This is a genomic window from Ruegeria sp. AB9 (genome assembly GCF_056542585.1).
In genome coordinates, this window is record NZ_JBQGAA010000016.1 from 69,606 (window position 1) to 94,972 (window position 25,367).

Sequence of the window (25,367 nt, forward strand, 5' to 3'; positions counted from 1 at the left end):
CGGGTAGCTGAACACGTGGATTTGGCGGCGATCCCGTCACAAAGGAAGTTAGAAGATGAATTGGGACGCGTTTTCGCATTGGGGTCAGCATATCTCAAAATGGGCGGCCGATTACCACAAGACACTTGCTGAACGCCCTGTACGCGCACAGACCGCACCTGGGGAAATAGCGGCCCAACTTGCGATATCGCCCCCAGATAGTGGCGAGCCGATGGAAGCCATCATGGCCGATTTCGAACGTATCGTGATGCCGGGCATCACCCATTGGCAACATCCACGCTTCTTTGCTTACTTCCCGGCCAATGCAGCACCCCCGTCGATGTTGGCTGAGATGTTGGTGACGACAATCGCAGCCCAATGCATGTTGTGGCAGACCTCGCCTGCCGCGACAGAGGTTGAGGGCGTCATGGTCGACTGGTTGCGGCAGGCCCTTGGATTGCCCGAAGGTATGACAGGGGTCATTCAGGACAGCGCGTCTTCGGCTACTTTGTCTGCCGTGCTGACCATGCGGGAACGCGCCACCGGCTTTACCGGCAACCGCGAGGGTCTGAACACCAAGGGCGCACTGCGGATCTACTGTTCGGATCAGGTGCATTCGTCAATCGACCGGGCTTGCTGGGTTGCCAGTATTGGTCAGGACAATCTGGTCAAGCTGCCCACGCGGGGGGCTAGTTTTGCCATTGATGCCTCTGCGCTTGAGGGTGCCATTCAGAATGACATCGCCGCTGGACATGTTCCCGCCGGTATCATTGCCATCACTGGCGGAACGGGCGTCGGTGCCTGCGATGACCTGATGGTCGTGGCAGACATCGCGCAAAAATTTGACCTCTACACCCATCTCGACGCGGCTTGGGCTGGATCGGCCATGATCTGCCCCGAGTTTCGCGAGGCTTTGTGGAAGGGGGCTGATCGCTATGACAGCATCGTCTTCAACCCGCATAAATGGATGGGCGCGCAGTTCGATTGCGCAATACAGTTCCTGAGGGATGCCGCGCCACAGCTCAATACGCTGAAAATCGAACCGGAATACCTCAAGACTACCGGAGCAGAGGTGACGAATTATTCGGAGTGGACCATCCCTCTGGGGCGCAGGTTCCGGGCGTTGAAGATTTGGTTCCTGCTGCGCTCATATGGATTGGAGGGGTTGCGCGCGCGCATCCGCAATCATGTGACATGGGCCTGTGAACTGGCTGAAAAGATTGATGCCATCGCGGGTTTCGAGATCACCACCGGCCCGATCCTCAGCCTGTTTTCCTTCCGCTGTCCCGGGGACGATGCACAGCAGCAGCGGCTGGTGGACGCGTTGAACGATGACGGGCGGATTTACCTGACCCAAGGCATGTTTGATGGCCGCAAGATCATCCGCTTTCAGGTCGGGCAGTTCGATACCACCCGGGATGACGTGATGATGGCAGCCGATGTGATCCGGGAAGTGTGGGAGACCATGGAATGAAGTTTGCAACGTTCCTTGCGGGCGAAGATCGTTTTTTCGGGGCAATCACCGACGGCGGTGCAATTGCTTTGAACCAGGATTTCCCGGAGCACTCCAGCCTCTATGAGGTGATCGCCGCCGGTGCGTTCGATCAACTGGTGAAAGCTGCTGAGGGCAAACCCGTCACCCATACCGAGTTCATCTATGACATGGTGATGCCGGACGCCCGTCGTATCCTTTGCGTCGGGGTGAACTTTCCCGACCGGAACGCGGAGTACAATGATGGCAGCGCGCAGCCAAAATACATGTCGCTGTTTCCACGCTTTGCAAGCGGCTTTACGGGTCATAACCGGCCTCTGATCCGCCCGCCGGAGAACCACACGCTGGACTACGAAGGCGAGGTGGCCATCGTGATCGGCAAAGCTGGCCGTCGTATTTCGCAAAAGGACGCGTATGATCATATCGCTGCGTTGACCCTGTGCAACGAAGGCACCATTCGTGACTGGGTAAGGCACGCGAAATTCAACGTCACGCAAGGCAAGAACTGGGATAACTCGGGCGCAATCGGCCCGTGGTTGATACCGTTCACGAATGCGGCCCAGCTAGACAACGCTCGCATTCAAACTCGCGTGAATGGTGAGCTTCGACAGGACGACACGTTGAACCGCATGATGTTCCCGATCCGGCGTGAGATTGAGTATATCTCGACCTTCATGACGCTGCAGCCGGGCGACGTCATCGTTACAGGTACGCCGACCGGGGCAGGCGCGCGGTTCGACCCGCCGAAATATCTTGTGCCCGGGGACGTGGTCGAGATCTCTGTCGAAGGCATCGGTACCCTGCGCAATACTATTGAGGACGAACAGGTATGACGCCTGAAGACCACATGCGCGCAGCAGCCGACCTGCTGCAAGCTGAAACTACGCGCGAACAGATCGGCCTGCTCAGTCTGCGCCACCCTGAGATGGGGATGGACGATGCCTATGAGGTCCAGAACGCCATCTACCGACAGAAACTGACCGAAGGGCGCAAAGTCATTGGGTGGAAGATCGGCCTGACATCGAAAGCGATGCAATATGCGTTGAACATCGATATTCCCGATAGCGGAATTCTGTTTGACGATATGGCGTTTGAAAATGGGGCAACTGTTCCAGCCGGGCGATTCATTCAGCCCCGGATCGAAGCTGAGATTGCGTTTGTCATGAAATCTGCCGTTGGAGGGGAAGACGTGTCCCGCGAGGATATCATCGCTGCTACGGATTACGTCGCGCCTTCGATTGAAATTCTGGACACCCGGATTCAACGGATGGATCCAGAGTCTGGCAAGGCCCGCACGGTTTTTGACACGATCAGCGACAATGCTGCCAATGCGGGCATCGTGCTGGGTAACGAACGCCACGGGGTGGACGCTTTTGATCTACGTTGGGTTGGCGCTTTGACGTTCCGCAATGGCGAGATCGAAGAAACCGGTTTGGGCGGGGGTGTGCTCAACGATCCGGTTGAAAGTGTGATCTGGTTGGCGCGTCGCATGGCGCAATACGGTCAGCGCATCGAACCCGGACAAATCATATTATCTGGCAGTTTCATCCGCCCGGTCGAATGCCCCTCGGGAACAGAAATCCACGCGGATTTCGGTCCATTTGGCTCGGTCGATGTCAATTTTGCTTGAGAGGAACGCCAATGCCCGCGCCAACCAATACGTTCAAGGCCGCGCTGAAGGCGGGAGCCCCTCAGATTGGATGCTGGATTGGCTTGGCCAATGCTTATGCGGCTGAGATCGCCGCGACCGCGCAGTTTGACTGGCTGCTGGTTGATGGAGAGCATGCGCCAAACGATCTGCGATCGATCCTTGAGCAAGTGAGGGTGATTGAAGGGTCTGGCAGTGCCCCTGTCGCACGTCTGCCTATTGGTGAGACCTGGATGATCAAGCAATATCTCGATGCCGGTGTGCAGAATATTCTGGTGCCGATGGTCGAAAGCGCCGATCAGGCGCGCGATTTGGTGCGGGCTGTTAAGTATCCGCCGCATGGCGTTCGCGGCGTTGGTTCCGCTTTGGCGCGAGCCTCGCAATTTGCGGCTATCCCGGATTATCTGAAAACAGCAGATGAACAGATTTGTTTGCTGGTGCAGGTAGAAAACAGGCTGGGGTTAGAGGCGCTGGACGATATTCTGGCGACCGAGGTCGATGGGGTGTTCGTGGGGCCGTCGGATTTGGCCGCGGACATGGGCCATATCGGTGATGCAGGGCACCCCGAAGTGGTTGAGGCCGTGCTTGATGCGATCCAGCGCATCGTGGCGGCAGGCAAGGCTGCGGGGATCCTGACGCTGGACCCGGCTATGCAGCGAAAGTGCCTGGATCTAGGGGCAACATTTGTGGCCACCGACATTGATGTGACTTTGTTTGCAAAGGCAATCCGCGCTGCTGCCGCAGCAGGGCTTAAGCTGCTGCCCAATCAGACAGTTTTAGGAACCGCGCGGACGGGTGCGGCGTCAAAATACCTGCAACAACTCTGCAAACACTGGTCGCACAAGGCCCAGGTAGCTTTTGATGAAACGCAAGGCAGCGTGTGCTTCCCGGATGGGAAACATGTGACCCTGACGGCGAGTGACACCAGTCTGACCATCACTGCCAGCACGGGTCCGCGAGGCGATCTGGTCCGATGGCAACAGGTGATTGAGGCTCATCTGGTGCGTTTTGCCTTTCGTGAAGAGTTCAGCATTGATTGGGCAGGTTGCGATTAACTTGGACTGGCTTTGATTCCGGTGCTTCGGCAACTGGATAAAAGGCTGACACGACTGTTTAATTTGGACCAGCAGGACGATAGGTGTTTTTGAGCGAAGCGATTGCACCGAAAACCTCTGCCCAATTGACGGGTGAGAAAGGGTTTAATGCTGAAGGTTGTAGTACATCAGGGTTTTCACAAGACCGGGACCCGAACCCTGCAAACGATGTTGTTCAGGAACCGTGCCCGCCTTAAGAGTCGTGCGAATATTCTGATACCGCGTGATTTGAAGGAAGCGGGCTTTTCTGCGCGACGTTATTCTGTTTCGCAAGATGAGAAAGCCCTTCGGAAGTTCCGCGAGAGATTTCGAACAGCTTTGGTACCTTTGGAAGGGCAGATCGATAAGCCGCTTTTTATCAGCAGCGAGGAGTTTGCCGGCCTGATCCCCGGGCGCAAGAATGTGTGGTCCTATACTCAGACGCATGTTTTGGCTGACGTAATATTGGATGAAATCGACAGATTTTCGGATGGCACTGCGCGAACCACATTCTTTTACACGACCAGAAACGCCTCTGATTGGATCAGGAGCGTTTATTGGCAAAACATCCGCTCGAACAGAATTCGGGAAGACCTTTCAGAGTACGCTAATCTTCTGCAGCAGGGTGCAGATCTTGATGGTGTGGTAAGCCGTGTGCAGGAGGCTGTGTCTGCGCGTGCAGATGTTGTTTCCCTCAACGTTTCCGGGCTTAGTGATCGCCTGTTCCCCACAACAAAAGCGCTCTCGATGTTGAACGTAAGGTCCGACGATTTGACATCCGTTGCCAACCTGAATGTTCAGCCAGCTGGAGCGTGGGAATATTTTCTTGAGTTAAACCGTTCGAACAGGACCGATGAAGAAGTTTCGGTGGCAAAACGGGCTCATTTGGACAGCTTGAGGATGTCGGACCAGTAGAGTGCCGACCTTCAACTGTTTCAGGCAACCGCATCAATCATTCTCTCTGAGAATGGAGCGCCGCCTGTTTGATCAGCTTTCATTCGGACAAGCGACCGGTGTTTAAGATGCTGAGGACGCTGCGTAGATTAAGTGCGAGGTCAGGACCAACCCAATAAAGCTCAGTGCGGTTTTAACGTGTGAAGCTTGTAAAGCACCCGCTGCGCCCGAGGGCCACACCTAAAGCTCCTGAACACCATACACGGTCAGAGTGCTGACCAGATCAGCATAATCTTCACGGGCTTTAGAACCTGCACCGGTGTTCCACATGTAGTACCAGTTCAGCATCCCAAAGACTGACATTGTGGCGCCTCGAAGCTTGTCCTTGTCATCATTGAAGGCTTCCGGAGACAGTTCCTTTAGGATATCGCGAACAAATTTCACCAATTCAAGCTGATAGCCGCGCAGAAGTTTCTGCTGTTCTTCAGTCAATGCGCTCATACCACTGATCTGCACCCGGTGCTCATCATCTGCCCCCTGGTAGGCAAACAGGATTTCGCGCACCGCCTTGCGCAACTTCTGCTCCGGCGTGAGACCACTCAGGTCCACATTGCAAATTCGGTCACGTAGCTCGCGCAGGTAGGTTTCGAGGATGTCATACAGGATGGCATCCTTGCTGTCATAGTAGTGGTAAATGTTTGCCTTCGAAATCCCGCACTCTTTTGCCAACAATGTCATCGAGGCGCGATCAAATCCTTGATCGGCGAACACTTTGGCTGCCGTTTTCAGGATTTGTTCCCGCTTTTGGTCGTGGTCTTTGGCGATTGTACGGGCCACGGCTTATTCCTTATCGCGATTGTCGACGACGCGCTTCGCCTTACCCTGAGAGCGTTCGACGTCGCCGGGGTCACCTACAACAATTTCCGTTGAAACGCCAACGACGTCCTTGATCCGCTTTGTAAGCATCCGTGCCGCGGCTGTTTTGGACAGTTCATCGGTGGAATCCGGTGCAGACTCAACAAAGACTCGCATGGCGTCCATGCGGCCGGATTTGTACAGTTCGATCTGATAATATGGGGCAAGGCCACCCGTCGCCATGACCTGTTCCTCGATCTGGCTGGGGAAGACGTTGACGCCGCGCAGGATCATCATGTCGTCACTTCGGCCAGTGATCTTGGCCATCCGGCGCATGGAACGCGCTGTTCCGGGCAGCAGGCATGTCAGATCGCGCGTGCGATAGCGGATCATCGGGAGCCCTTCCTTGGTCAGGGTCGTGAACACCAACTCGCCGGTTTCACCATCAGGCAAGACCTCACCAGTTATGGGGTCAATGATTTCAGGCAGGAAGTGATCTTCCCAAATCACCGGGCCGTCCTTGGTTTCAACGCACTCATTGGCTACCCCAGGACCCATGATTTCGGACAGGCCATAGATGTCGACTGCATGCATATCAAACGCAGCCTCGACTTCGGCGCGCATGGCGTCTGTCCAGGGTTCTGCGCCGAACACACCAACTTTCAGAGAGCTTTCACGCGGGTCGAGGCCAGCTTTGTGGAACTGTTCAAGGATATTAAGCATATAGGACGGAGTAACCATGATCCCATCGGGACGGAAGTCGTTGATCAGGTTAACCTGCTTTTCGGTTTGCCCGCCGGACATGGGGACGACGGTCGCGCCAAGGCGTTCAATACCGTAATGGGCGCCCAGACCACCGGTGAACAAGCCATAACCATAGGCGTTGTGCACCATGTCACCCTTGCGCAACCCCGACGCACGCAGGGAACGCGCGCCCAAGTCCGCCCAGTTGTCGATGTCGTTTTTTGTGTAGCCCACCACCGTCGGCTTACCTGTCGTGCCGGAGGACGCATGCAGGCGAATAATCTCGCTGCGCGGCACTGCGAACAGACCGAAGGGATAGTTGTCGCGCAGATCGTTTTTGTATGTGAACGGAAACTTCGCCAGATCGGACAGCTGCTCAAGATCATCAGGATGCACGCCGGCCTCGTCAAACCGCTGCTTGTACATCGGAACGTTGTCATATGCGTGGCGTACGGACCACTTCAGGCGCTCTAACTGCGTGGCGCGAATTTCGTCGATCGAGGCGATCTCGATCGGATCCAGGTCCGCTTTGTTTGGGGAAAGGTCTTCCATCGTGTAACTCCTCCAGTCGCGAAGCTATTCTTCGAAATTCTGCCCACCGACCGCGCGTGAGATGCCGCGAAACTCAGCGATCAAAGTGTTATCCTGATTGGTGACATGGACGTCGTAGATTCCGCTGCGCCCGGTCACAGTGACTTCGGTCGCGGTGGCGGTCAGACGGTCCCCGTTTCTCCCGGGGGCGAGATAACTTATCATGTTGTGCTGAGCGACGGTTGCCTTGTTTCGGCTGTTGCAGGCAAAGGCAAAAGCGCTATCGGCCAGGGCATGGGTGACGCCTCCGTGGCATATCCCGTGCCCATTGCAGTGATAACTTTCGATGGTCAGGGTCAGAACGGCATTGCCTTCGTCGACATCAACCAGTTCCATCCCGAACCACTTGCTGGCTTCGTCATTTGCCCACATTGCAGCGGCGGATTTTTCGGCGCGTTCTTTCGGTGTCATCGTCAGTGTCCCTGAAAGTTCGGTGCGCGTTTTTGCAGAAAACTGGATACGCCCTCGGCATAATCAGCGCTTTCGCCGCAGGTTTTCATTGCGTCCGCTTCCATCTCAAGCTGGTCACTCAGTGACGTGGTGGCTGCGGATTGAATGCACTGCTTTGTCAGCCCCAGCCCGAGAGTAGGCCCGTTCGCCATTTGCTCCGCAAGAACACGCGCCTCTGACATCAATTGATCGTCTGGCAGTGCCTTCCAGATCAGCCCCCAATCTTCGGCTTGTTTGGCAGGAAGGGGTTGGGCTGTCAGGGCCAGCCCCTTGGCGCGTGCCTCACCCAACAGGCGTGGCAAGTGCCAGCTGCCGCCAGTGTCCGGAATCAGGCCAACCTTGGAAAAGCTCTGAATGAATTTAGCACTTTCTCCGGCCAGAACCATGTCGCAGGCCAGCGCAAGATTAGCACCAGCCCCGGCTGCCACCCCGTTCACGGCGCAGACCACCGGGAAATTCATGGACCGGATCAATCGGACAAGAGGCGCATAGAACGTGCGTACCGTCTTGCCCAGGTCTGGCGGGCTGTCCATTTTCGACGGATCGCGATCACCGAGGTCTTGACCAGCACAAAAGCCTCGCCCGGCACCGGTTAGCAAAACTGCGCGGGCCCCATTGTCGTGCGCGGTTTTCAGCGCGTCCTGCAGCGCCAGATGCATTTCTTCATTGAACGAGTTCAGCTTGTCTGGGCGGTTTAGGGTAATTTCGACCCAGTTCCCGTTGTCTTGTACAAGAATCGTATCGCTCATGACTGTCTCATCTGTTCTCGTTTCAACTTAATCATTGCATTAACCGAACGGTTGGTCAATATATAAACCCGTACCGAATCTGAACCGATCAAAGGGATGGCAAATGTCGCAGTCGCCGCTGGTAAGCGTTGAATTCAAAGGCGACGTGGCGTGGGTCACAGTGGACAACCCGCCGGTAAACGCGACCTCGACAGGGGTTCGGCAAGGGCTGTCTGACGCAGTAGATGCTGTCAAAGGTGCGCGTGCGGCCGTTCTGAGTTGCGCTGGCAAAACCTTCATCGCAGGCGGCGATATGTCTGAGTTTGATGCGGTGCCGGTTGAACCGCATTTGCCTGATGTCGTGCAGAAAATCGAAAACAGCGAGGTGCCTTTTATCGCCTGTATGCATGGTAACGTGCTGGGTGGCGGGTTTGAGATTGCCATGGCCTGTGCCTGGCGGATCGCTGCGCCGGGTACAGGCTTTGGCTTGCCAGAAGTCAATGTGGGCTTAATCCCCGGGGCAGGGGGGACACAACGTTTGCCGCGCCTTGTGGGGATGCGGGCGGCAATTGACATGGCTTGTTCAGGTAAAATTCTGAAAGCAGAGGCTCTGACCGAGCTCGGCGGCGTTGACCTTGTTGCCGAAGACCCCAAGGCGGCTGTTCTGGAGTTTGTTGCCGACCTGCCCGAACGTCCGGAACCAGTCAGTCAGCGTTCCGTAGCGGAGTTCGCACCCGACCTGTTGGAAGCAAGCCGTCAGGCTTTGGAGAAGCGCGCAAAGGGTCAGAAATCGCCGGTGGAAATTCTGACGGCGCTTAGTTGGTCAGTTGAGTCGTTTGCAACCGCACAACCGAAAGAGCGTGCGCGCCATCTGGAATTGCGCCAAAGCCCGGAAAGCCGCGCGCTGCGCTACGCTTTTTTTGCCGAACGCAATGTGTCCAAGCCATCGTTGATCAAAGGCGCGGCCGCTCGCGATGTCAGCCGAGTTTCCGTCGTCGGCGGTGGGTTGATGGGCGCAGGGATTGCAACTGCGGCCCTGAATGGCGGGCTATCCGTAACGCTGATCGAGCGAGACGCAGACGCAGCGGCGGCAGCGCACAACCGGGTTGAGGGGCTGCTGCAAGGTGCAGTCAAGAGGGGCAAGATGTCCGAGGCGCAGCTTCGGGATCGCCTTGCCGCGTTTCGTGCGGTGAACAGTTATGAAGAAGCGGCGGATGCGGAACTGGCGATCGAAGCGGTGTTCGAAGACTTGTCCGTCAAGCAGCAGGTTTTCGCGGAGCTTGCCAAGTATATGGACGGCGATGCGATTTTGGCCACGAATACGTCTTACCTGGACCCACTTGAGATATTCGATGGCATAGAAAACCAGTCCCGGTGCGTAGGCTTGCATTTCTTCAGCCCGGCCCATGTCATGAAATTGCTGGAAATCGTGCGTACTCCGCACACTTCTCCCGAAGTTGTCGCGACAGGGTTCGCACTTGGCAAAAAGCTCCGCAAAGTCTCGGTTCTGTCGGGTATTTGCGATGGTTTCATTGGCAACCGAATGTTGGCAGCCTACCGGCGTGAGGCCGATTATCTATTGGCGGACGGGGCGCTGCCTTATCAGGTAGATCAGGCAATGCGGGCGTTCGGAATGCCCATGGGTCCGTATGAACTACAAGATCTGACCGGTCTTCAAATTGCTTGGGCTAACCGCAAACGTAATGCCGCGACACGCGACCTGAACGAACGATATGTTACCATAGCTGACCAGTTATGTGAGATGGGGCGTTTCGGTCAGCGTACTGGCAAAGGTTGGTATCGTTACGAAGAAGGAAATCGCAAACCGATCCGTGATTTCGAAGTCGAGGCGTTGATCGAAGCCTATTCTGCCACGCAAGGTATTAAGCGCCGGGCATATTCTGAAGAGGAAATATCTTCTCGGGTTCTGGCAGTATTGGCCAACGAGGGGGCATTGATCATCGAAGAGGGGATCGCCGAAAACGCCGAAGCTGTCGATATGGTTCAAATCCATGGATACGGATTCCCGCGCTGGCGAGGAGGGCCGATGAACTACAGCAAGGAATCCGGAGCCAGCCGGTCCAACGCGATTATGGTAACCGTAGCAGAAGAAAACCCCGGCTCGTGGCGCGTCGCGGACCGGTTGGAAAACAATTAACATGTTGATAGTTACAAAAGTGACCATTAACGCATTCTCGAGTCATGTTTCACAGGGAGGAGACAGAACCATGAAATTTACAAAGTTGAGTACTCTACTGGCCTCAGCGGCGCTGGCCGTTTCGGGCACAGTGGCATTGGCCGCGGATTACACGCTGACCATTTCCAGCTGGGCGCCCCCGACCCACGGCATCAATGCCAAGATGTGGCCGAAATTCGTGGAAATGGTCGAAGAGGCCACCGATGGTAAGGTTACTGCTGAATTGAAGCTGGGAATCGCCCCGCCACCGGCGCAGATGGACCTGATCATGGATGGTGCAGCAGATGCCTCGATCATCTTCCACGGCTATCAACCGGGTCGGTTTGTCACGACTAAGATGATTGAGCTGCCCGGATATGAAGGCTCGGCTGAAGACGCTTCTGTCGCGTATTGGCGTACTTATGACCAGCATCTCAAGGCGGCAGACGAACATCGCGGCGTCAAAGTTATTGCCCTGCACACGCATGGTCCGGCACAGCTTCATTCCAGCAGCCCAGTGACCACGCTCGATGAGGTGTCAGGCCTTAAAGTTCGTATCCCAGGTGGTGTTGGCGGTGATGTCGGCACGGCGTTGGGCGCAACCGGCATCCAGGTTCCTGCACCGAAAGTATATGAGACTCTCGCCTCGAAAGCTGCTGATGGTGTGGTCATGCCATTCGAATCCCGCAAAGGCTTCAAGCTGACCGAAGTGGCGCAGAACGTGTATGAAGTTCCGGGTGGCCTGTATCGTGGGTCGTTTGCGTTCATCATGAACGAAGACACTTTTGCCGATCTGCCCGCCGATCTGCAGGCTGCGTTGGAAGAGAATGTCTTTGGCGAGCCGCTGAGCCGTGAAATCGGTAAAATCTGGGATGAGATCGACGCGATCGGTCGTGAAGCGACCGAAGGTACCGACGGCAACGCGATCAATGCAGCATCCGCTGAAGATCTGGAAAAGTTCAATGCGATTGCTGTTGATGTGCGCGCCAAGGTCATCGACGAAGTCAACGGTACTGGCGTCGATGCCCAGGCCGCTTATGACATGATCGTAAATGAAATGGCTGCTCAGTAACGCAGCCTGGCTGGCGGGATTGCACCGCCAGCCATCTTCACCCGCTGGGGACTAATCATGCAATCTCTCGTGACCTTCGCGCGTCGCGTCAGTATCATTCCGACGGTGCTGGCCTGTGTGGCGCTGTTCATCCTGATGGTGATGACATTTTTCGACGTCATCCTGCGCTCTGTCTTCAATGCTCCGATTGAGGCCGCAACCGAGTTGACGCGGATTCTGATGGCGATCCTTGTGTTCTCGGTCCTGCCGATGATCTCGGCAGGGAAGGGGCAGATCGCAGTAGACCTGACGGACGGTTTTTTTTCGCGCTTGCGGCTGAGCAGAGCGCGCGATGCGATTGTTTATCTGGTGTCCGGCATCATGCTCATCTGGCCAATTCAGCGCGTTTGGGTTTTGGCTGAACGTGCGCGGGATTACGGGGACGTCACAGAATACCTCTCGATCCCTGTCTTCTACGTTGGCTGGTTCATCGCTGCCTTCACCGCAATCACGGCTATTTCGATGATCATCACCGGCCTTTTGTACATCTTTGCCCCCCAAGCCTTGTCGGAGCACGCCTAATGACTGCCGCACTGATCGGTTTTGCCCTAGTCCTTGTTCTTGTGTTGGTGCGCTTGCCCATCGTGTTTGCGATGGGCCTCGTGGGAACGCTTGGGTTTGCATATGAACGTGGCGGCAGCATCCTGTCCGAGCGCGGGCTGAAAGCCGCGATGTCGATGGTGGGACGTCAGATCACCGACACGGCACAGGATTACGGCTTGTCGGTCGTGCCACTGTTCATCCTCATGGGCCTGTTTGTGAACAAAGGTGGGCTTGCGCGCGAGCTATACGCGGTTTCAAACGCTTTTCTGGGTCATTTCCGAGGTGGTATCGCAATGGCGACGGTTGCTGCGTGTGGTGGGTTTTCTGCCATTTGTGGTTCCTCTCTGGCTACGGCTGCGACCATGTCCAAAGTCGCGATGCCGGAAATGCGCCGCTATGGGTACGCGGATGAGCTGTCAACGGCATCGATTGCCGCCGGTGGCACGCTGGGAATCCTGATCCCGCCGTCGGTCATTTTGGTAATCTACGGGCTGCTGACCGAAACCTCGATTGGCAAACTTTTCGTCGCGGGCATCATCCCCGGCGTGCTTGGCATCTTGTTTTATCTTTTTGCCGTGCGCTGGACGGTCTGGCGCAGACCTGAATCCGGCCCAGCAGGTGAACGCCACGGCTGGGGTGAGCGTTTGTCGGCGCTGCGCTCGGTCTGGGCTGTTTTGCTGCTGTTCTTCCTGGTGATCGGTGGCTTGTACGGCGTGTTCGATTTTTACCCTCTGAACCTGACTTTCAGCCCGACTGAGGCCGCTGGCATGGGCGCAATGGGTGCTTTTTTGATTGCGTTGTCGCGCGGTGGCCTCACGTTGAATTCAACATTTGAGGTGCTGAAAGAAACCAGTTTCACAGCCGCGGCGCTGTTCTCGGTTCTGATCGGGGCGCAAATCTTTTCGAACTTCATCAACCTTGCGGGTCTGCCCGAAGCGCTGATCGCTCTGGTCACTGCATATGAGGTGGAACCATTTGTTGTGATCCTGATGATCCTCGGGATCTACATCATTCTGGGATGCGTCTTTGAATCGCTGTCAATGCTTTTGCTGACAGTCCCGATCTTTTTCCCGTTGGTCACGTCACTGGGATATGATCCGATCTGGTTCGGCATTGTGGTCGTCGTCGTGACCGAGATCAGTTTGATCACGCCGCCCGTGGGTCTGAACGTGTTCATTCTGAAAGGCGTGGTTGGGGATGTTTCGACCGGAACAATCTTCAAGGGTGTTACACCTTTCTGGGTGGCTGACATATTCCGTCTGGCCCTGATCGTTCTGGTGCCGTGGCTGGTTCTGGTTCTTCCCGAACAAATGGGAGCGATGGGTCACTGATGTTCTCTCTGACAGCGCTTCCGGACGGATTTCACGCAAATCCCTATCCAATCTACGCCGCGTTACGCGAAAACACGCCAGTGTGCTGGCAGCCTGACGGATCTGTGGTTCTGTCGCGGTATGATGATCTGGATCTGGTTTACCGGGATACCGAACGGTTCATATCGGACAAAAAGGCAGTCTTCGGCCCCAAATACGGGGTCGGCAGCCCCTTGTTTGAACACCACACCACCAGCCTTGTGTTCAATGACCCGCCCCTGCACACCCGTGTTCGCAAGGTGATGGTCGGGGCGATGAACCCGCGGGCGTTGGCGCAGATGGAACCGGGCCTGATTCAGCTAGTAGACGGGTTGCTGGATGAGATGCAGGCCAAAGGCTCCGTAGAATTGATCGAGGATTTTGCCGGGGCAATCCCGATCGAGATCATCGGCAATCTGCTTGGCATTCCCCGGTCAGAACGTGGACCTTTGCGAGATTGGTCTTTGGCTATTCTGGGCGCTTTGGAGCCTCAGTTGACGCCTGAGCAGGAAGAGTGGGGCAACCGCTCGGTATCTGATTTCAAGGGCTTTCTTCGGCACATCATTGAAGATCGCCGGGCCAGCCCCGGTGACCCAGCGACGGATGTCCTGACACGGTTGATGCAGGATGACACCGATGGTGGCCTGACTGAGGTCGAGCTCTACCAGAACTGCATCTTCATCCTGAATGCAGGGCACGAGACCACCACCAATCTGATCAGCAACGCATTGGAGCTCTTGGAGAGGCATCGCGACAAAAGGGTGGAGGTGCTGGCCAATCCGGATCTGATCAACACGGCAGTGGACGAGTTTCTGCGGCTGGAAAGCCCAAATCAGTTTGGCAATCGTCTTACTGCCGAAGACGTGACGTTCCACGGTCAGACCATTCCGGCAGGTACAGACATTCACTTGTGTATCGGCGCGGCCAATCGCGATCCGCGGCAATTTGAGCGACCCGATGATGTCGCATTAGATCGTCGCCCCAACAAGCACCATGCGTTCGCCGGAGGGCCTCACACCTGCGTTGGGTTGACCTTGGCGCGAATGGAGGGGCGAGTGGCTGTTGGGCGGTTCTTGGCCCGTTTTCCTGACTATCGCATCTCGGAAGGTGCCGAACGCGGTGGGCGAATCCGATTTAGGGGTTTTGCGCGGCTTCCTGCGCAGGTTTGAGATGTACGGTTAGTGATTTGGTCTTGGTTAAAGATTGACCGACCGTACGGTTTAAAATAAACTTCGGCCAGACCGATACAGGGCTGCGCGAAGATCACAAGACAGATGAGGAGACGCTCATGACAATCCAGCAGATTTCCAGCTTTGTGGCCGGTGAGTGGGTTGCGCCCGGCGAGGGTGCCCGCAACATTACAAGCGCTGTCACAGGCGAAGTGATCGCCGCGGCAGGCAACAGCGCGTTGGATGTGCAGGGGATGTTGGACCATGCGCGCAACGTCGGCGGGCCGGCGCTGCGTAAAATGACGTTTCATGAGCGGGCTAAGATGCTCAAAGCGTTGTCCATTCATTTGGGTCAGCATAAGCAGGCACTGTATGACCTGTCTTTCAGCACAGGTGCAACACAGTCAGACCACATGATCGACATCGACGGTGGCGTCGGCACAATGTTCGTCTTTGCCTCGAAAGGTCGGCGCGAGATGCCGGACGGGCATGTCTATCTGGATGGTGAGGTTGAGCAGCTGTCCCGTAATGGCACCTTCTTGGGGCAACACATCTGCACCCCGTTGCAAGGTGTGGCGGTTCATATCAACGCGTTCAACTTTCCGGTTTGGGGGATGTTGGAAAAGCTGGCTCCGACACTCTTGGCAGGCGTTCCGGCTATTGTGAAGCCGGCAACAAACTCGTGCTACGTAACTGAACTGTGCGTCAGACTGATGCTTGAGTCCGGTATTTTACCTGCGGGCGCGCTGCAGCTGGTGTCGGGCGGTTTGGGCGATATGCTGGATCGTCTGACCATGCAGGACGTGGTCAGCTTTACAGGTTCTGCAGACACGGCGCTGAAACTGCGCTCTAATCCTGTGATCCTTGAAAACTCGGTGCGGTTCGTGGCTGAACAGGACAGTCTGAACTGCTCCATCCTGGGTCCCGATGCGGAGCCGGGCACGCCCGAATTTGACCTTTTCGTCAAGGAAGTTCAGCGGGAGATGACCACGAAGGCTGGGCAAAAATGTACTGCAATCCGCCGGATCATCGCCCCCGAACCTCAGGTTCAAGCGGTGATCGAGGCCCTGTCCGCGCGGCTGGCCAAAACAGTCATCGGCGACCCACGGCTGGAAACCACACGCATGGGCGCGCTGGTCTCGAACGGTCAGAAACGCGATGTTCTGGAAAAGGCTGCAATCATCGGGCAAGAGGCCGAGCGTGTCTTTGGCGACCCGGACGATTTTGCCGTCGATGGTGCGGACGCCGAGAAAGGCGCGTTCCTGCCGCCCATGCTCTACCACTGCGCTGACCCGGATGCGGCTCAGCGAGTGCACGACACCGAAGCTTTTGGCCCGGTCAGCACTGTGATGGGATATCGCGATCTCGACCATGCCATCGAATTGGCAAACCGGGGGCAGGGGTCGCTGGTTGCGTCGGTCATCACCCATGACCCAGACGTGGCGCGGCAGGTCGCTATGGAGGCGGGGGCCTATCATGGGCGTTTGTATTTCAACAACCGCGACTCGATGAAAGAATCCACCGGACATGGCTCGCCTTTGCCGCATATGGTTCATGGCGGCCCCGGCCGCGCCGGGGGCGGCGAAGAGATGGGCGGCGTGCGCGGTGTGAAACACTATATGCAGCGGACTGCTATTCAGGGATCACCTGATCTGCTGACCGCTATTGGGAACAAGTGGGTTCCCGGCTCGACCGAGGTCAAAGGGCCAGCCCATCCATTCACGCGCCGGTTTCATGACCTTGCGATTGGCGAGACCATTCACACTGCTCCTCGCACTATCACGATGGAAGACATCGAACACTTCGCCAACTTCACCGGTGATACGTTCTATGCGCATATGGATCAGGCGGCGGCGGAACGTAATCCGTTCTTCCCAGGCCGCGTGGCACATGGTTATCTGCTGCTATCCTTCGCAGCCGGTTTGTTTGTAGAACCGAACGAGGGGCCGGTCTTGGCCAATACCGGCCTTGATGGATTGCGTTTTATGAAGCCTGTCGAGGCGGGCGATAGCATCAAGGTGCGATTGACAGTCAAGAACAAAACCAAGCGGAACGATGAGTATGGCGAAGTCCGCTGGCATGTCACCCTGACCCAGCAGGATGAAGAAATGGTTGCGGAATATGAGCTGTTGACGATGGTCGCTTACTAGACACAGGTGCGTGCGCGGGGCCGGATGGCAATTCCCTCCGGCCTGATTATATTTGGCTTATGAAAGATACGGCTCCAGATTGGTTTGAAACCTGTGTCAGCCAACTGACCACAACGGGCACACAGCGGGTGTGGTCTGTACTGGTCACGATTTTCGGCGATCTGGCGCAGGACGGATCGGATCAGATCAGCGGATCACTGATCACTGCGCTTACAAGTCTGGCGGGGATCAGGGCAGAGGCCACGCGCGTTGCGCTGCATCGGTTGCGCAAAGAAGGCTGGATTGAAAGTACGCGGATTGGGCGAAACAGTGTGCATCGGCTGACCGATTTTGGCCGTGGCCAAAGCGCGGCCGCCGCGCCGCGCATCTATTCCCGCGACACGAACATGCCGGATATCTGGCATGTACTTATCGCCAGCAACACGGAAAGTTCCCGAAAGGAACTGTCAGATTTGATGCTGACGGGGGACTACATCTCGCTGAACTCGTCTACTGCAATGGCGCCCGGGCTTATGCCAGGGGATCTTGAAGATCTTTTAGGTGTTGAGAGCAACACGATTTCCGTTCCGAACTGGCTTCGGGACCTGTGCGGGCCGGAACCGCTGAAGATTGCCTATGATCAATTCTGGGGCGCAATTCAGGTTGTGGGGCGAACCTTGCCTTCCGAAGGGGCGGGTGATCCGATGCGATCTGCGGTTTTGCGCGTTCTGGTCGTGCATGCGTGGCGACGTATCGTTCTACGCCATCCAAACCTGCCGCCAGTTTTCCTGCCTGATGATTGGAAAGGTGTCGAGTGCAGGGAAGCTGTCTCGCAATTGTTGGAAAGATTGCCGCGCCCCTCTCTTTCAAGTTTGGAAGCCGAGCTGATTGACTAGTCCTCATCCAAGCATTGCTAGGGTGAGTATCGTGAATTTCTTTTTTGATTTCAGAGCAAGCCGTAATGTTTTTACCGGGGCGAAATCCTCTCGGATCACGTGTTACTTTTAATGTTACAGATGGGGTGTAAGATTCGAAAATTGAGTAACATAAGTCTTGCATCGAATCAGGTGAGGATTTATTAACCGACCAGACGGTTGATATTGTTCCGACGGAACAGGAGAACTCAAAGATGGACGCTTTCATTTGTGACGCGACGCGCACTCCGATTGGACGGTATGGCGGTGCGCTGTCTTCGATCCGCACAGATGATCTGGCTGCTCTTCCGCTGGCGGCCTTGAAGGCGCGTAACCCACAGGTCGACTGGGCCAGTGTTGACGATGTGATCTATGGCGATGCCAATCAGGCGGGCGAGAGCAACCGGAACGTTGCGCGCATGGCAGCACTGCTGGCCGGTTTGCCGATTGAAGTGCCGGGAACAACAGTAAATCGCTTGTGCGCCAGTGGCATGGACGCGGTCGGAATGGCGGCGCGCGGCATCAAGGCGGGCGATTATGATCTGGCCATCGCGGGCGGCGTAGAGAGCATGTCCCGCGCGCCGTTCGTGATGCCCAAAGCAACTTCAGCGTTTACTCGCAGCAATGCGGTGTACGACACCACGATCGGTTGGCGTTTTGTGAACCCGAAGATGAAGCAGGATTACGGCGTGGATTCCATGCCGCAAACCGCTGATAATGTCGCCGAAGACTATGGGGTCAGCAGGGAAGATCAGGATGCCTTTGCCGCGCGCAGTCAGGCCCGCTGGGCCACCGCGCACGCGGCAGGAGTGTTCAAGGACGAAATCACCCCGGTTTCGGTTCCGCAGCGAAAAGGCGCCCCGATTGTCGTTGATACGGATGAACACCCGCGTCCGGGAACAACGGCAGAAAAGCTCTCGGGCCTAAAAGGTGTGAACGGCGCCGAAAAAACCGTGACGGCAGGGAATGCGTCGGGTGTGAATGATGGCGCAGCAGCGATCCTGATGGCGAGTGAAGCTGCTATTGCCAAGAACAGCCTGACCCCGATGGCACGTGTGGTGGGTATGTCGGTTGCAGGGGTTGCGCCGCGTGTTATGGGCATCGGCCCGGTGCCAGCCAGCCGTAAGGTTTTGGCCCGGACGGGGTTGAGCCTCGATCAAATGGACGTGATTGAACTGAACGAGGCGTTTGCGTCTCAGGGCCTTGCCACCTTGCGCGAGCTTGGCCTTCCCGACGACGCGCCCCACGTGAACCCCAATGGCGGCGCGATTGCTTTGGGTCATCCATTGGGCATGAGCGGCGCACGTCTGGTGCTGACCGCAGCCTATCAATTGAAACGTACCGAAGGGCGCTATGCGCTCTGCACGATGTGCGTTGGTGTCGGGCAGGGCGCGGCTCTTATTCTTGAACGCGTGTAACGGAGGAGACGGGACATGTATGCTCAAATGGTAAAATCTGAGGCGTCAAACGACGATCCGGAAAAGCTGGCAGAATTCCAGGCACGGATCGACGCCGATATTAAGGTTGAGCCAAAGGACTGGATGCCTCAGGGTTATCGCAAGACTCTGATCCGGCAGATCGGCCAACATGCACATTCTGAGATTGTAGGGCAATTGCCTGAAGGCAATTGGATAACCCGTGCACCCACACTGGAGCGAAAAGCGATCCTTTTGGCCAAGGTGCAGGATGAGGCCGGGCATGGGCTCTACCTGTACTGTGCAGCTGAAACACTGGGGGTCAGCCGTGACGAGATTACCGAGATGCTGCTGGATGGCCGCATGAAATACTCGTCGATCTTCAATTACCCGACCTTGAACTGGGCCGATATCGGCGCGGTCGGGTGGTTGGTCGACGGGGCGGCGATCATGAACCAGGTGCCGCTGCAAAGAACGTCCTACGGGCCGTATTCCCGTGCCATGATCCGCATCTGTAAGGAAGAGAGCTTTCACCAGCGTCAAGGCTATGATGCGATCCGCAAGTTGGCCGAAGGCACGCCTGAGCAGCGCAAGATGGCGCAAGATGCAATGAACCGCTTTTGGTATCCTTCGCTGATGATGTTTGGCCCGTCCGATAAAGACTCGGTGCACTCCGCGCAGTCGATGGCGTGGAAGATCAAGATCAACACTAATGACGAGCTGCGCCAGAAATTCGTCGATCAAACCGTGCCACAGGCGGAATATCTGGGGCTGACAATCCCTGACCCGGACCTGAAATGGAACGAAGAGCGTGGGCATTACGATTTCTCGGAGCCCGATTGGTCCGAATTCTTTGACGTGATCAAGGGCAACGGCCCATGCAATGTCGATCGTCTGGCCGCGCGCAACAAGGCGTGGGACGACGGCAAATGGGTCCGCGACGGGCTGTTGGCCCACGCTCGCAAGAAACAGGCCAGCAATCTGGCTGCTGAATAAGCTTACCCTGAGGAGGATACCCGATGAATACCGAATGGCCCCTGTGGGAAATCTTCATCCGTGGCCAACATGGGATGAGCCACCGACATGTCGGCTCGCTGCACGCCCCGGACGCGGAAATGGCAATCAAGAACGCACGTGACGTTTACACACGTCGCAACGAAGGCGTCTCGATCTGGGTGGTTGAAGCCAACAATATCTCGGCCTCGTCGCCCAGCGACAAGGGTCCGCTGTATGAACCCAGCGAAAGCAAAGTGTACCGTCATCCGACCTTCTTCGACATTCCCGATGAAGTGGGGGCAATGTGATGACCCGGGATGAGGCATTCCTGCAATTCCTGCTGCGGATGGGGGACAACACCCTGATCCTCGGCCATCGAGTCAGCGAGTGGTGCGGACATGCACCGGTGCTGGAAGAGGACATCGCACTGGCCAACACCGCGTTGGACCTGATTGGTCAGACCCAGATGTGGCTGGGCCTTGCGGGCGAGGTTGATGGTGGCAAAAGCGCCGACGATCTGGCTTTCCTGCGCGACGCATGGGATTTCCGCAACGTGTTGCTGGTCGAGGTACCAAACGGCGATTTCGGCCGTACGCTGATGCGCCAGTTCCTGTTCGATGCCTGGCATTCGATCATGCTGGGACACCTTATGACATCCTCGGACGAGCGGGTTGCAGCAATCGCCGCCAAGGCCAGCAAGGAAGTCACCTATCACCTCGAACGCTCTGGCGATACGATTGTGGGACTTGGTGACGGAACCGAAGAAAGCCATGCCCGGATGCAGGAAGCTCTGGATTATCTGTGGCCTTATGTGGGCGAGATGTTCACCAGTGACGAGGCTGACGCCCAAATGGTCGCCGCAGGAATCACGCCGAATCCAGCCGACTTGCGAGAGGAATATGATGCTCTGGTTGAGCGGATCCTGACCCAGGCAACGCTGACTATTCTAGAAAGCCGCTTTGCCCATAAAGGCGGTCGCGATGGGCGTATGCACACCGAGCATCTGGGCCACCTGTTGACGCAGATGCAATGGCTACAACGCGCTTATCCAGGAGCAAAGTGGTAAAAGCGGATGCAGGCCTCGACTGACCACATCTGGAGTTGGCTGGATGCCGTGCCCGATCCCGAGATCCCGGTGATCTCGGTCGTCGATCTAGGGATCGTGCGCGATGTGCGTTGGGACGCTGAAACGCTGATCGTTACGGTCACGCCAACGTACTCGGGCTGTCCAGCGACGTCCGTCATCAGTATGGATATCGAAACCGCCCTGCGCGATCACGGTATCGGGGATCTGCGCATAGAAACCAGCATTTCACCCGCCTGGACTACCGATTGGCTCAGCGAAAAAGGCCGCGCCAAGCTGGAAGACTATGGAATTGCGCCGCCGCAGCCAGCAGGTGGCCCAGACCGTTGCCCGAATTGCGGCAGTAATGCAGTCGAAAAGGTCAGCCAGTTCGGCTCGACCCCGTGCAAGGCGCATTGGCGCTGCACGGACTGTCTGGAACCCTTTGACTATTTCAAGTGCATCTGAGGAGGAGCACCGGATGGCACGTTTTCACGACCTGAAAGTCACCGACATCCACAAAACCATCCGCGATGCGGTTGTTGTTACGCTTGAGCCCATAAATGGCGCAGCGGAACAGTTCGATTTTACCGCTGGTCAATATCTTACGTTCCGGCGCGATTTTGACGGCGAAGAACTACGCCGTTCCTACTCCATCTGCGCTGGAAAGGATGACGGTGTTCTTCAGGTTGGCATCAAACGTGTCGAGGGCGGAGCTTTTTCAAGCTGGGCAAATGCGGAACTCAACGTAGGTGACGTCGTGCAAGCAATGCCGCCGATGGGCAGCTTTCACGCGCCAATCGAAGCGGATGCGGCAAAACAATACCTCGGTTTCGCTGGCGGATCGGGGATCACACCTGTCCTGTCGATCCTGAAAACAACGCTGGCCCGCGAACCCAAGTCCCGCTTTACGTTGATCTATGCCAACAAGGGCATCAACACGATCATGTTCCGCGAAGAATTGGAGGACCTGAAAAACCTCTATATGGGCCGCCTGAACGTGATCCACATACTTGAGGCCGACGCGCAGGAGATTGACCTGTTCACAGGTCTGGTGACGCAGGAAAAATGCGGCGATCTGTTCAAGCACTGGATCGATATCAAGAATGCTGACACGGCTTTTATCTGCGGACCGGAACCGATGATGCTGGGGATTGCCGCAGCGTTGCGTGAACATGGGCTTGAGGACAGCCAGATCAAGTTTGAACTCTTTGCCAGCGCCCAGCCAGGCCGGGCCAAGCGCAAGACGAACACGGCAGAGGCGGGTACGCAGGCGAACCAGACCAGTGCCTCGATCACACTGGACGGATCCACCCAGACTGTGACTTTGCCAAAAGATCAGTCCCTTCTGGATGCCGCATTGGAGAATGCAATGGACGCGCCTTACGCCTGCAAGGCTGGCGTTTGTTCAACCTGCCGCTGCCGAGTTCTGGAAGGCGAGGTTGAGATGCTCGCCAATCACGCGCTCGAGGATTACGAGGTCGAAAAAGGCTATGTACTGAGCTGTCAGGCTTATCCGGTGACTGACCGGGTGGTCGTGGACTACGACCAGTAAAGGGAGAGGATCAATGACCGACGCCATGACACTCGACAGCTACCTGGCCGCAGGCGGTGTGCTGACAAATCCGACCAATGTACCGCCGCGCTATCGCGCCGAGCTGATGAAACTGATGGCCACGTTTGTGGACAGCGAACTGGCTGGCGCCGCCGGGTTTGCCGACATCATCAACCAGGGCCCCGGCATAAAGGAACGCATTGCAGCCGCCAAAATCGTGCTGGAAAAGACCGACCATGCCGACCGGGTTCTAAAAATCATGGGCGAGTTCGGCGCTGACACGGATCGCTATGCTACGCACCACCCGTGGACTGCCCGGTTGGATCGTGATGCGGATATCGGTGCGACCCGCAGTGAACATGACATGCGTCTTGCGGTGTTCAACTATCCGATCTCGGGTTGGACCGACGCCGTGATCATGAATCTGTTGATGAGCCGCGCAGTAGCCGAACAGCTGGCCGAGTTTTCGACGGTTTCATACCAACCGCTTGCCGAAGCGTTCCGGCAGATCGCTCCCACAGAAGCGCATCATGGCGAACTGGCTTTGGAAGGCGCTGTAAAGCTGTCTGAAAACGGAGAGGCTGAAAACATGCAACGCGCGGTCGATTACTGGTGGCCTCGCGTAGCAGTGTCTTTCGGGAGAGATGACCCGAAGCGGTTCGAGTTTTTGCAGTCTCTGGGTTTGCGCCATAATGGCAATAATGCGTTACAGGAACGCTGGACACAGGCAACTGGCTCGGTACTGAACGGGCTAGGCTTGAAGCCACCAGCCTAGATTAATTTGGCGGAAGGCACAGATGCCAGATCGTCAGTACCGGAATCGGCGATTTTTCTACATCGGATGAGATCTTTCGGGTTTCGAGCTATTTGCTTGTAACGAGATGGTGCATTCCCGCTGGTCATCCGACACTCACGATTTCGGTTTTTTGATCAGGCTTGTGCGCGTTTCTTTTTGTTCCAGCACAACAGTGCCTCGCAATGCAAGATTGATGGCTCTGGGCTTCAATGTTGCGTGAGCGATTGTTCGGTCTGCCTTTGGTGAAATCACCCTCAATTTCTCAAGCGGCCCTTAATATATAACAAAAACAACTTATTAATCTTTTCGATCAGGAGATGTTCGTAGGCTCGCGAAACGCCAGGACCAACACCCGGCATGAATCCGTCATTCGAATGTCGCGAAAATGCGCGCTCATTTTTTGATTGGCTCACTAGATGAAAGGAATTCTTCTAGCGAGGTCCACATGAGCTACACCGTTACACAGGATTGTATCCCAGCCGGAACATACCAAACCTTGCCCACATATCTCTACACGAACCCTGACGTCTATTCGAAGGAAGTATACAGCATCTTCCGGTCCAGTTGGCAGCTTGTTGGTCATGTCAGCGACATACCCGAAGCAGGAGAGTTCTTTACTACAGATGTTTCAGGTGTATCCGTTTTTGTCATGCGCGGTCAGGATGACATTGTACGTGGCTTTTTTAACTCCTGTATTCATCGTGGCCATGAACTGACATCCGGTTCGGGATGCGTAAAGAAATTGACCTGTCCATATCATGCCTGGACTTATGACACGACGGGACGTCTGCGGGCCGCGCCCAACGCACGAGCATTTCCTGGCTTTGATGTAAGGGACTACAAATTGCGTGAAACGCAGCTGGAAGTGTTTCATGGGTTGATACTTGTGAACCTGGATCCGAACGCCAGGCCTTTTGCGGAATGGGCTGATCTTCCGCATCAGGAAATCAACGATTTTGCGCCCAGTCTTCCAAACTATGTACATGCCGCTAGAACGGAACGGCTTGCCAAGGCCAACTGGAAAGTGGTCGCTGAAAACTTCAACGAATGCTACCATTGTGCCGTCGTGCACAAGACGCTGACCACAGGTGTTGTCGATCCTGACGCCTATCGCACGCGCCGTCGACCCTATGGTATTCGCCACGAAAGCCCGGCCCGGCCAGATAGTCAGAAAAGCTACTCCTACGTTGCGGATCCTAAAGCACGAACAGACAAGTTTCTGACGTGGTGGTTCTGGCCACTCTTTGCGCTTCAGGTCTATCCGGGCGGGATCGTGAACACATACCGTTGGCGGCCTTTGTCGGTAAATGAAACTAAAATCGAAGTAGATTGGTGGTTGCCGCAGAAGGCACCAAATGAGGTTGAGCAAGAGATTATCGTACAGCATCGCACAACCACCTTTGCGGAGGATGGGCCTATTGTTGATGCGGTACAACGCGGGTTGGAGGTCGGCGGTTTTCAGAGCGGACCGGTTCTGGTGGATGATGGCTGTTCATCCATGTCCGAGCATCCGATCATAGCGTTCCAAGACTTTTATCGGAACCTGTTTCCCGAAGCCGCTGAGGTTTAAACGACAAAATTGGAAATCTTCCCAGCAAGCTTCGTCTTAGGGTCAGGATGCATTGATTTTCGTTGTGCCACGTGATTCACGTTTTGAAAAACGGAGCGGTGACATGAGCGACCTTTATTGGCTGACC

General features: G+C 56.1%; 24 protein-coding genes. 20 read left to right on the forward strand and 4 right to left on the reverse strand.

Translation table 11 applies throughout. The features are described from left to right. Positions 1 to 55: 55 nt before the first annotated feature. The 5 genes from ACR0K5_RS21705 to ACR0K5_RS21725 all read left to right on the forward strand — a co-directional run bounded on the left by ACR0K5_RS21705 (position 56) and on the right by ACR0K5_RS21725 (position 5,107). A complete protein-coding gene (locus tag ACR0K5_RS21705; protein ID WP_480631633.1) occupies positions 56 to 1,453 on the forward strand; it encodes a pyridoxal phosphate-dependent decarboxylase family protein in 1,398 nt (465 codons plus the stop codon). After that, positions 1,450 to 2,304, forward strand: coding sequence for a fumarylacetoacetate hydrolase family protein (locus ACR0K5_RS21710; RefSeq protein ID WP_480631634.1), 855 nt, complete (start codon positions 1,450 to 1,452; stop codon positions 2,302 to 2,304). Before ACR0K5_RS21705 ends, ACR0K5_RS21710 begins: the two co-directional genes overlap by 4 nt. After that, positions 2,301 to 3,101, forward strand: coding sequence for a 2-oxo-hept-4-ene-1,7-dioate hydratase (gene hpaH / locus ACR0K5_RS21715; RefSeq protein WP_480631635.1), 801 nt, complete (start codon positions 2,301 to 2,303; stop codon positions 3,099 to 3,101). Before ACR0K5_RS21710 ends, hpaH begins: the two co-directional genes overlap by 4 nt. Positions 3,102 to 3,112: 11 nt before the next feature. Continuing rightward, a complete protein-coding gene (locus tag ACR0K5_RS21720) occupies positions 3,113 to 4,174 on the forward strand; it encodes an aldolase/citrate lyase family protein (protein ID WP_480631636.1) in 1,062 nt (353 codons plus the stop codon). A 132-nt stretch (positions 4,175 to 4,306) separates the two neighbouring features. After that, entirely contained in the window at positions 4,307 to 5,107 is an 801-nt protein-coding gene (locus ACR0K5_RS21725) for a hypothetical protein (protein WP_480631637.1), read from the forward strand. 219 nt (positions 5,108 to 5,326) lie between these two features. On the opposite strand, the gene ACR0K5_RS21730 is transcribed toward ACR0K5_RS21725, so the two are convergent. From ACR0K5_RS21730 to paaG, 4 genes are read right to left on the reverse strand one after another with little or no spacing between them, the layout of a single operon-like run. Next, positions 5,327 to 5,923 (reverse strand): TetR/AcrR family transcriptional regulator, encoded by a 597-nt coding sequence (locus ACR0K5_RS21730; protein WP_480631638.1) that lies wholly within the window; start codon positions 5,921 to 5,923, stop codon positions 5,327 to 5,329. Between the two features lie 3 nt (positions 5,924 to 5,926). Further along, on the reverse strand, positions 5,927 to 7,237 hold the full coding sequence (gene paaK / locus ACR0K5_RS21735) for a phenylacetate--CoA ligase PaaK (RefSeq protein WP_480631639.1): 1,311 nt from the start codon (positions 7,235 to 7,237) through the stop codon (positions 5,927 to 5,929). Between the two features lie 24 nt (positions 7,238 to 7,261). Beyond that, entirely contained in the window at positions 7,262 to 7,687 is a 426-nt protein-coding gene (gene paaI / locus ACR0K5_RS21740) for a hydroxyphenylacetyl-CoA thioesterase PaaI (protein ID WP_480631640.1), read from the reverse strand. Between the two features lie 2 nt (positions 7,688 to 7,689). Beyond that, the gene (gene paaG / locus ACR0K5_RS21745; protein ID WP_480631641.1) at positions 7,690 to 8,475 is read right to left on the reverse strand and encodes a 2-(1,2-epoxy-1,2-dihydrophenyl)acetyl-CoA isomerase PaaG; all 786 of its coding nucleotides are present in this window, start codon (positions 8,473 to 8,475) and stop codon (positions 7,690 to 7,692) included. 103 nt (positions 8,476 to 8,578) lie between these two features. Here paaG and ACR0K5_RS21750 point away from each other — a divergent pair, with 103 nt between their 5' ends. From ACR0K5_RS21750 to ACR0K5_RS21820, 15 genes are all read left to right on the forward strand, one after another. Beyond that, positions 8,579 to 10,612, forward strand: a complete 2,034-nt coding sequence (locus ACR0K5_RS21750; RefSeq protein ID WP_480631642.1) for an FAD-dependent oxidoreductase — start codon at positions 8,579 to 8,581, stop codon at positions 10,610 to 10,612. Positions 10,613 to 10,682: 70 nt separating this feature from the next. Beyond that, entirely contained in the window at positions 10,683 to 11,702 is a 1,020-nt protein-coding gene (locus tag ACR0K5_RS21755) for a TRAP transporter substrate-binding protein (protein WP_480631643.1), read from the forward strand. Positions 11,703 to 11,759: 57 nt separating this feature from the next. After that, positions 11,760 to 12,263: a TRAP transporter small permease gene (locus ACR0K5_RS21760; protein WP_480631644.1), complete on the forward strand. Its 504-nt coding sequence runs from the start codon at positions 11,760 to 11,762 to the stop codon at positions 12,261 to 12,263. Then, entirely contained in the window at positions 12,263 to 13,615 is a 1,353-nt protein-coding gene (locus tag ACR0K5_RS21765) for a TRAP transporter large permease (protein ID WP_480631645.1), read from the forward strand. Before ACR0K5_RS21760 ends, ACR0K5_RS21765 begins: the two co-directional genes overlap by 1 nt. Then, the gene (locus tag ACR0K5_RS21770; protein WP_480631646.1) at positions 13,615 to 14,802 is read left to right on the forward strand and encodes a cytochrome P450; all 1,188 of its coding nucleotides are present in this window, start codon (positions 13,615 to 13,617) and stop codon (positions 14,800 to 14,802) included. The genes ACR0K5_RS21765 and ACR0K5_RS21770 overlap by 1 nt, the downstream gene beginning before the upstream one ends. 119 nt (positions 14,803 to 14,921) lie before the next feature. After that, positions 14,922 to 16,952: a phenylacetic acid degradation bifunctional protein PaaZ gene (paaZ, locus tag ACR0K5_RS21775; RefSeq protein WP_480631647.1), complete on the forward strand. Its 2,031-nt coding sequence runs from the start codon at positions 14,922 to 14,924 to the stop codon at positions 16,950 to 16,952. Positions 16,953 to 17,011: 59 nt separating this feature from the next. Next, a complete protein-coding gene (locus ACR0K5_RS21780) occupies positions 17,012 to 17,827 on the forward strand; it encodes a PaaX family transcriptional regulator C-terminal domain-containing protein (protein ID WP_480631648.1) in 816 nt (271 codons plus the stop codon). Between the two features lie 233 nt (positions 17,828 to 18,060). Further along, positions 18,061 to 19,263: a 3-oxoadipyl-CoA thiolase gene (gene pcaF, locus ACR0K5_RS21785; RefSeq protein ID WP_480631649.1), complete on the forward strand. Its 1,203-nt coding sequence runs from the start codon at positions 18,061 to 18,063 to the stop codon at positions 19,261 to 19,263. A gap of 15 nt (positions 19,264 to 19,278) precedes the next feature. Next, complete coding sequence (gene paaA / locus ACR0K5_RS21790; RefSeq protein ID WP_480631650.1) at positions 19,279 to 20,256, forward strand: 1,2-phenylacetyl-CoA epoxidase subunit PaaA; 978 nt, start codon at positions 19,279 to 19,281, stop codon at positions 20,254 to 20,256. A 23-nt stretch (positions 20,257 to 20,279) separates the two neighbouring features. Further along, the gene (gene paaB / locus ACR0K5_RS21795; RefSeq protein WP_050604311.1) at positions 20,280 to 20,564 is read left to right on the forward strand and encodes a 1,2-phenylacetyl-CoA epoxidase subunit PaaB; all 285 of its coding nucleotides are present in this window, start codon (positions 20,280 to 20,282) and stop codon (positions 20,562 to 20,564) included. Beyond that, the gene (gene paaC, locus ACR0K5_RS21800; RefSeq protein ID WP_480631651.1) at positions 20,564 to 21,322 is read left to right on the forward strand and encodes a 1,2-phenylacetyl-CoA epoxidase subunit PaaC; all 759 of its coding nucleotides are present in this window, start codon (positions 20,564 to 20,566) and stop codon (positions 21,320 to 21,322) included. The genes paaB and paaC overlap by 1 nt, the downstream gene beginning before the upstream one ends. A gap of 6 nt (positions 21,323 to 21,328) precedes the next feature. Further along, on the forward strand, positions 21,329 to 21,787 hold the full coding sequence (gene paaD, locus ACR0K5_RS21805) for a 1,2-phenylacetyl-CoA epoxidase subunit PaaD (RefSeq protein ID WP_480631652.1): 459 nt from the start codon (positions 21,329 to 21,331) through the stop codon (positions 21,785 to 21,787). A 13-nt stretch (positions 21,788 to 21,800) separates the two neighbouring features. After that, complete coding sequence (locus tag ACR0K5_RS21810; RefSeq protein ID WP_480631653.1) at positions 21,801 to 22,874, forward strand: 2Fe-2S iron-sulfur cluster-binding protein; 1,074 nt, start codon at positions 21,801 to 21,803, stop codon at positions 22,872 to 22,874. Positions 22,875 to 22,887: 13 nt separating this feature from the next. Beyond that, complete coding sequence (locus tag ACR0K5_RS21815) at positions 22,888 to 23,649, forward strand: Phenylacetic acid catabolic protein (protein WP_480631654.1); 762 nt, start codon at positions 22,888 to 22,890, stop codon at positions 23,647 to 23,649. Between the two features lie 466 nt (positions 23,650 to 24,115). After that, positions 24,116 to 25,240, forward strand: a complete 1,125-nt coding sequence (locus ACR0K5_RS21820) for an aromatic ring-hydroxylating oxygenase subunit alpha (RefSeq protein ID WP_480631655.1) — start codon at positions 24,116 to 24,118, stop codon at positions 25,238 to 25,240. Positions 25,241 to 25,367 lie beyond the last annotated feature (127 nt).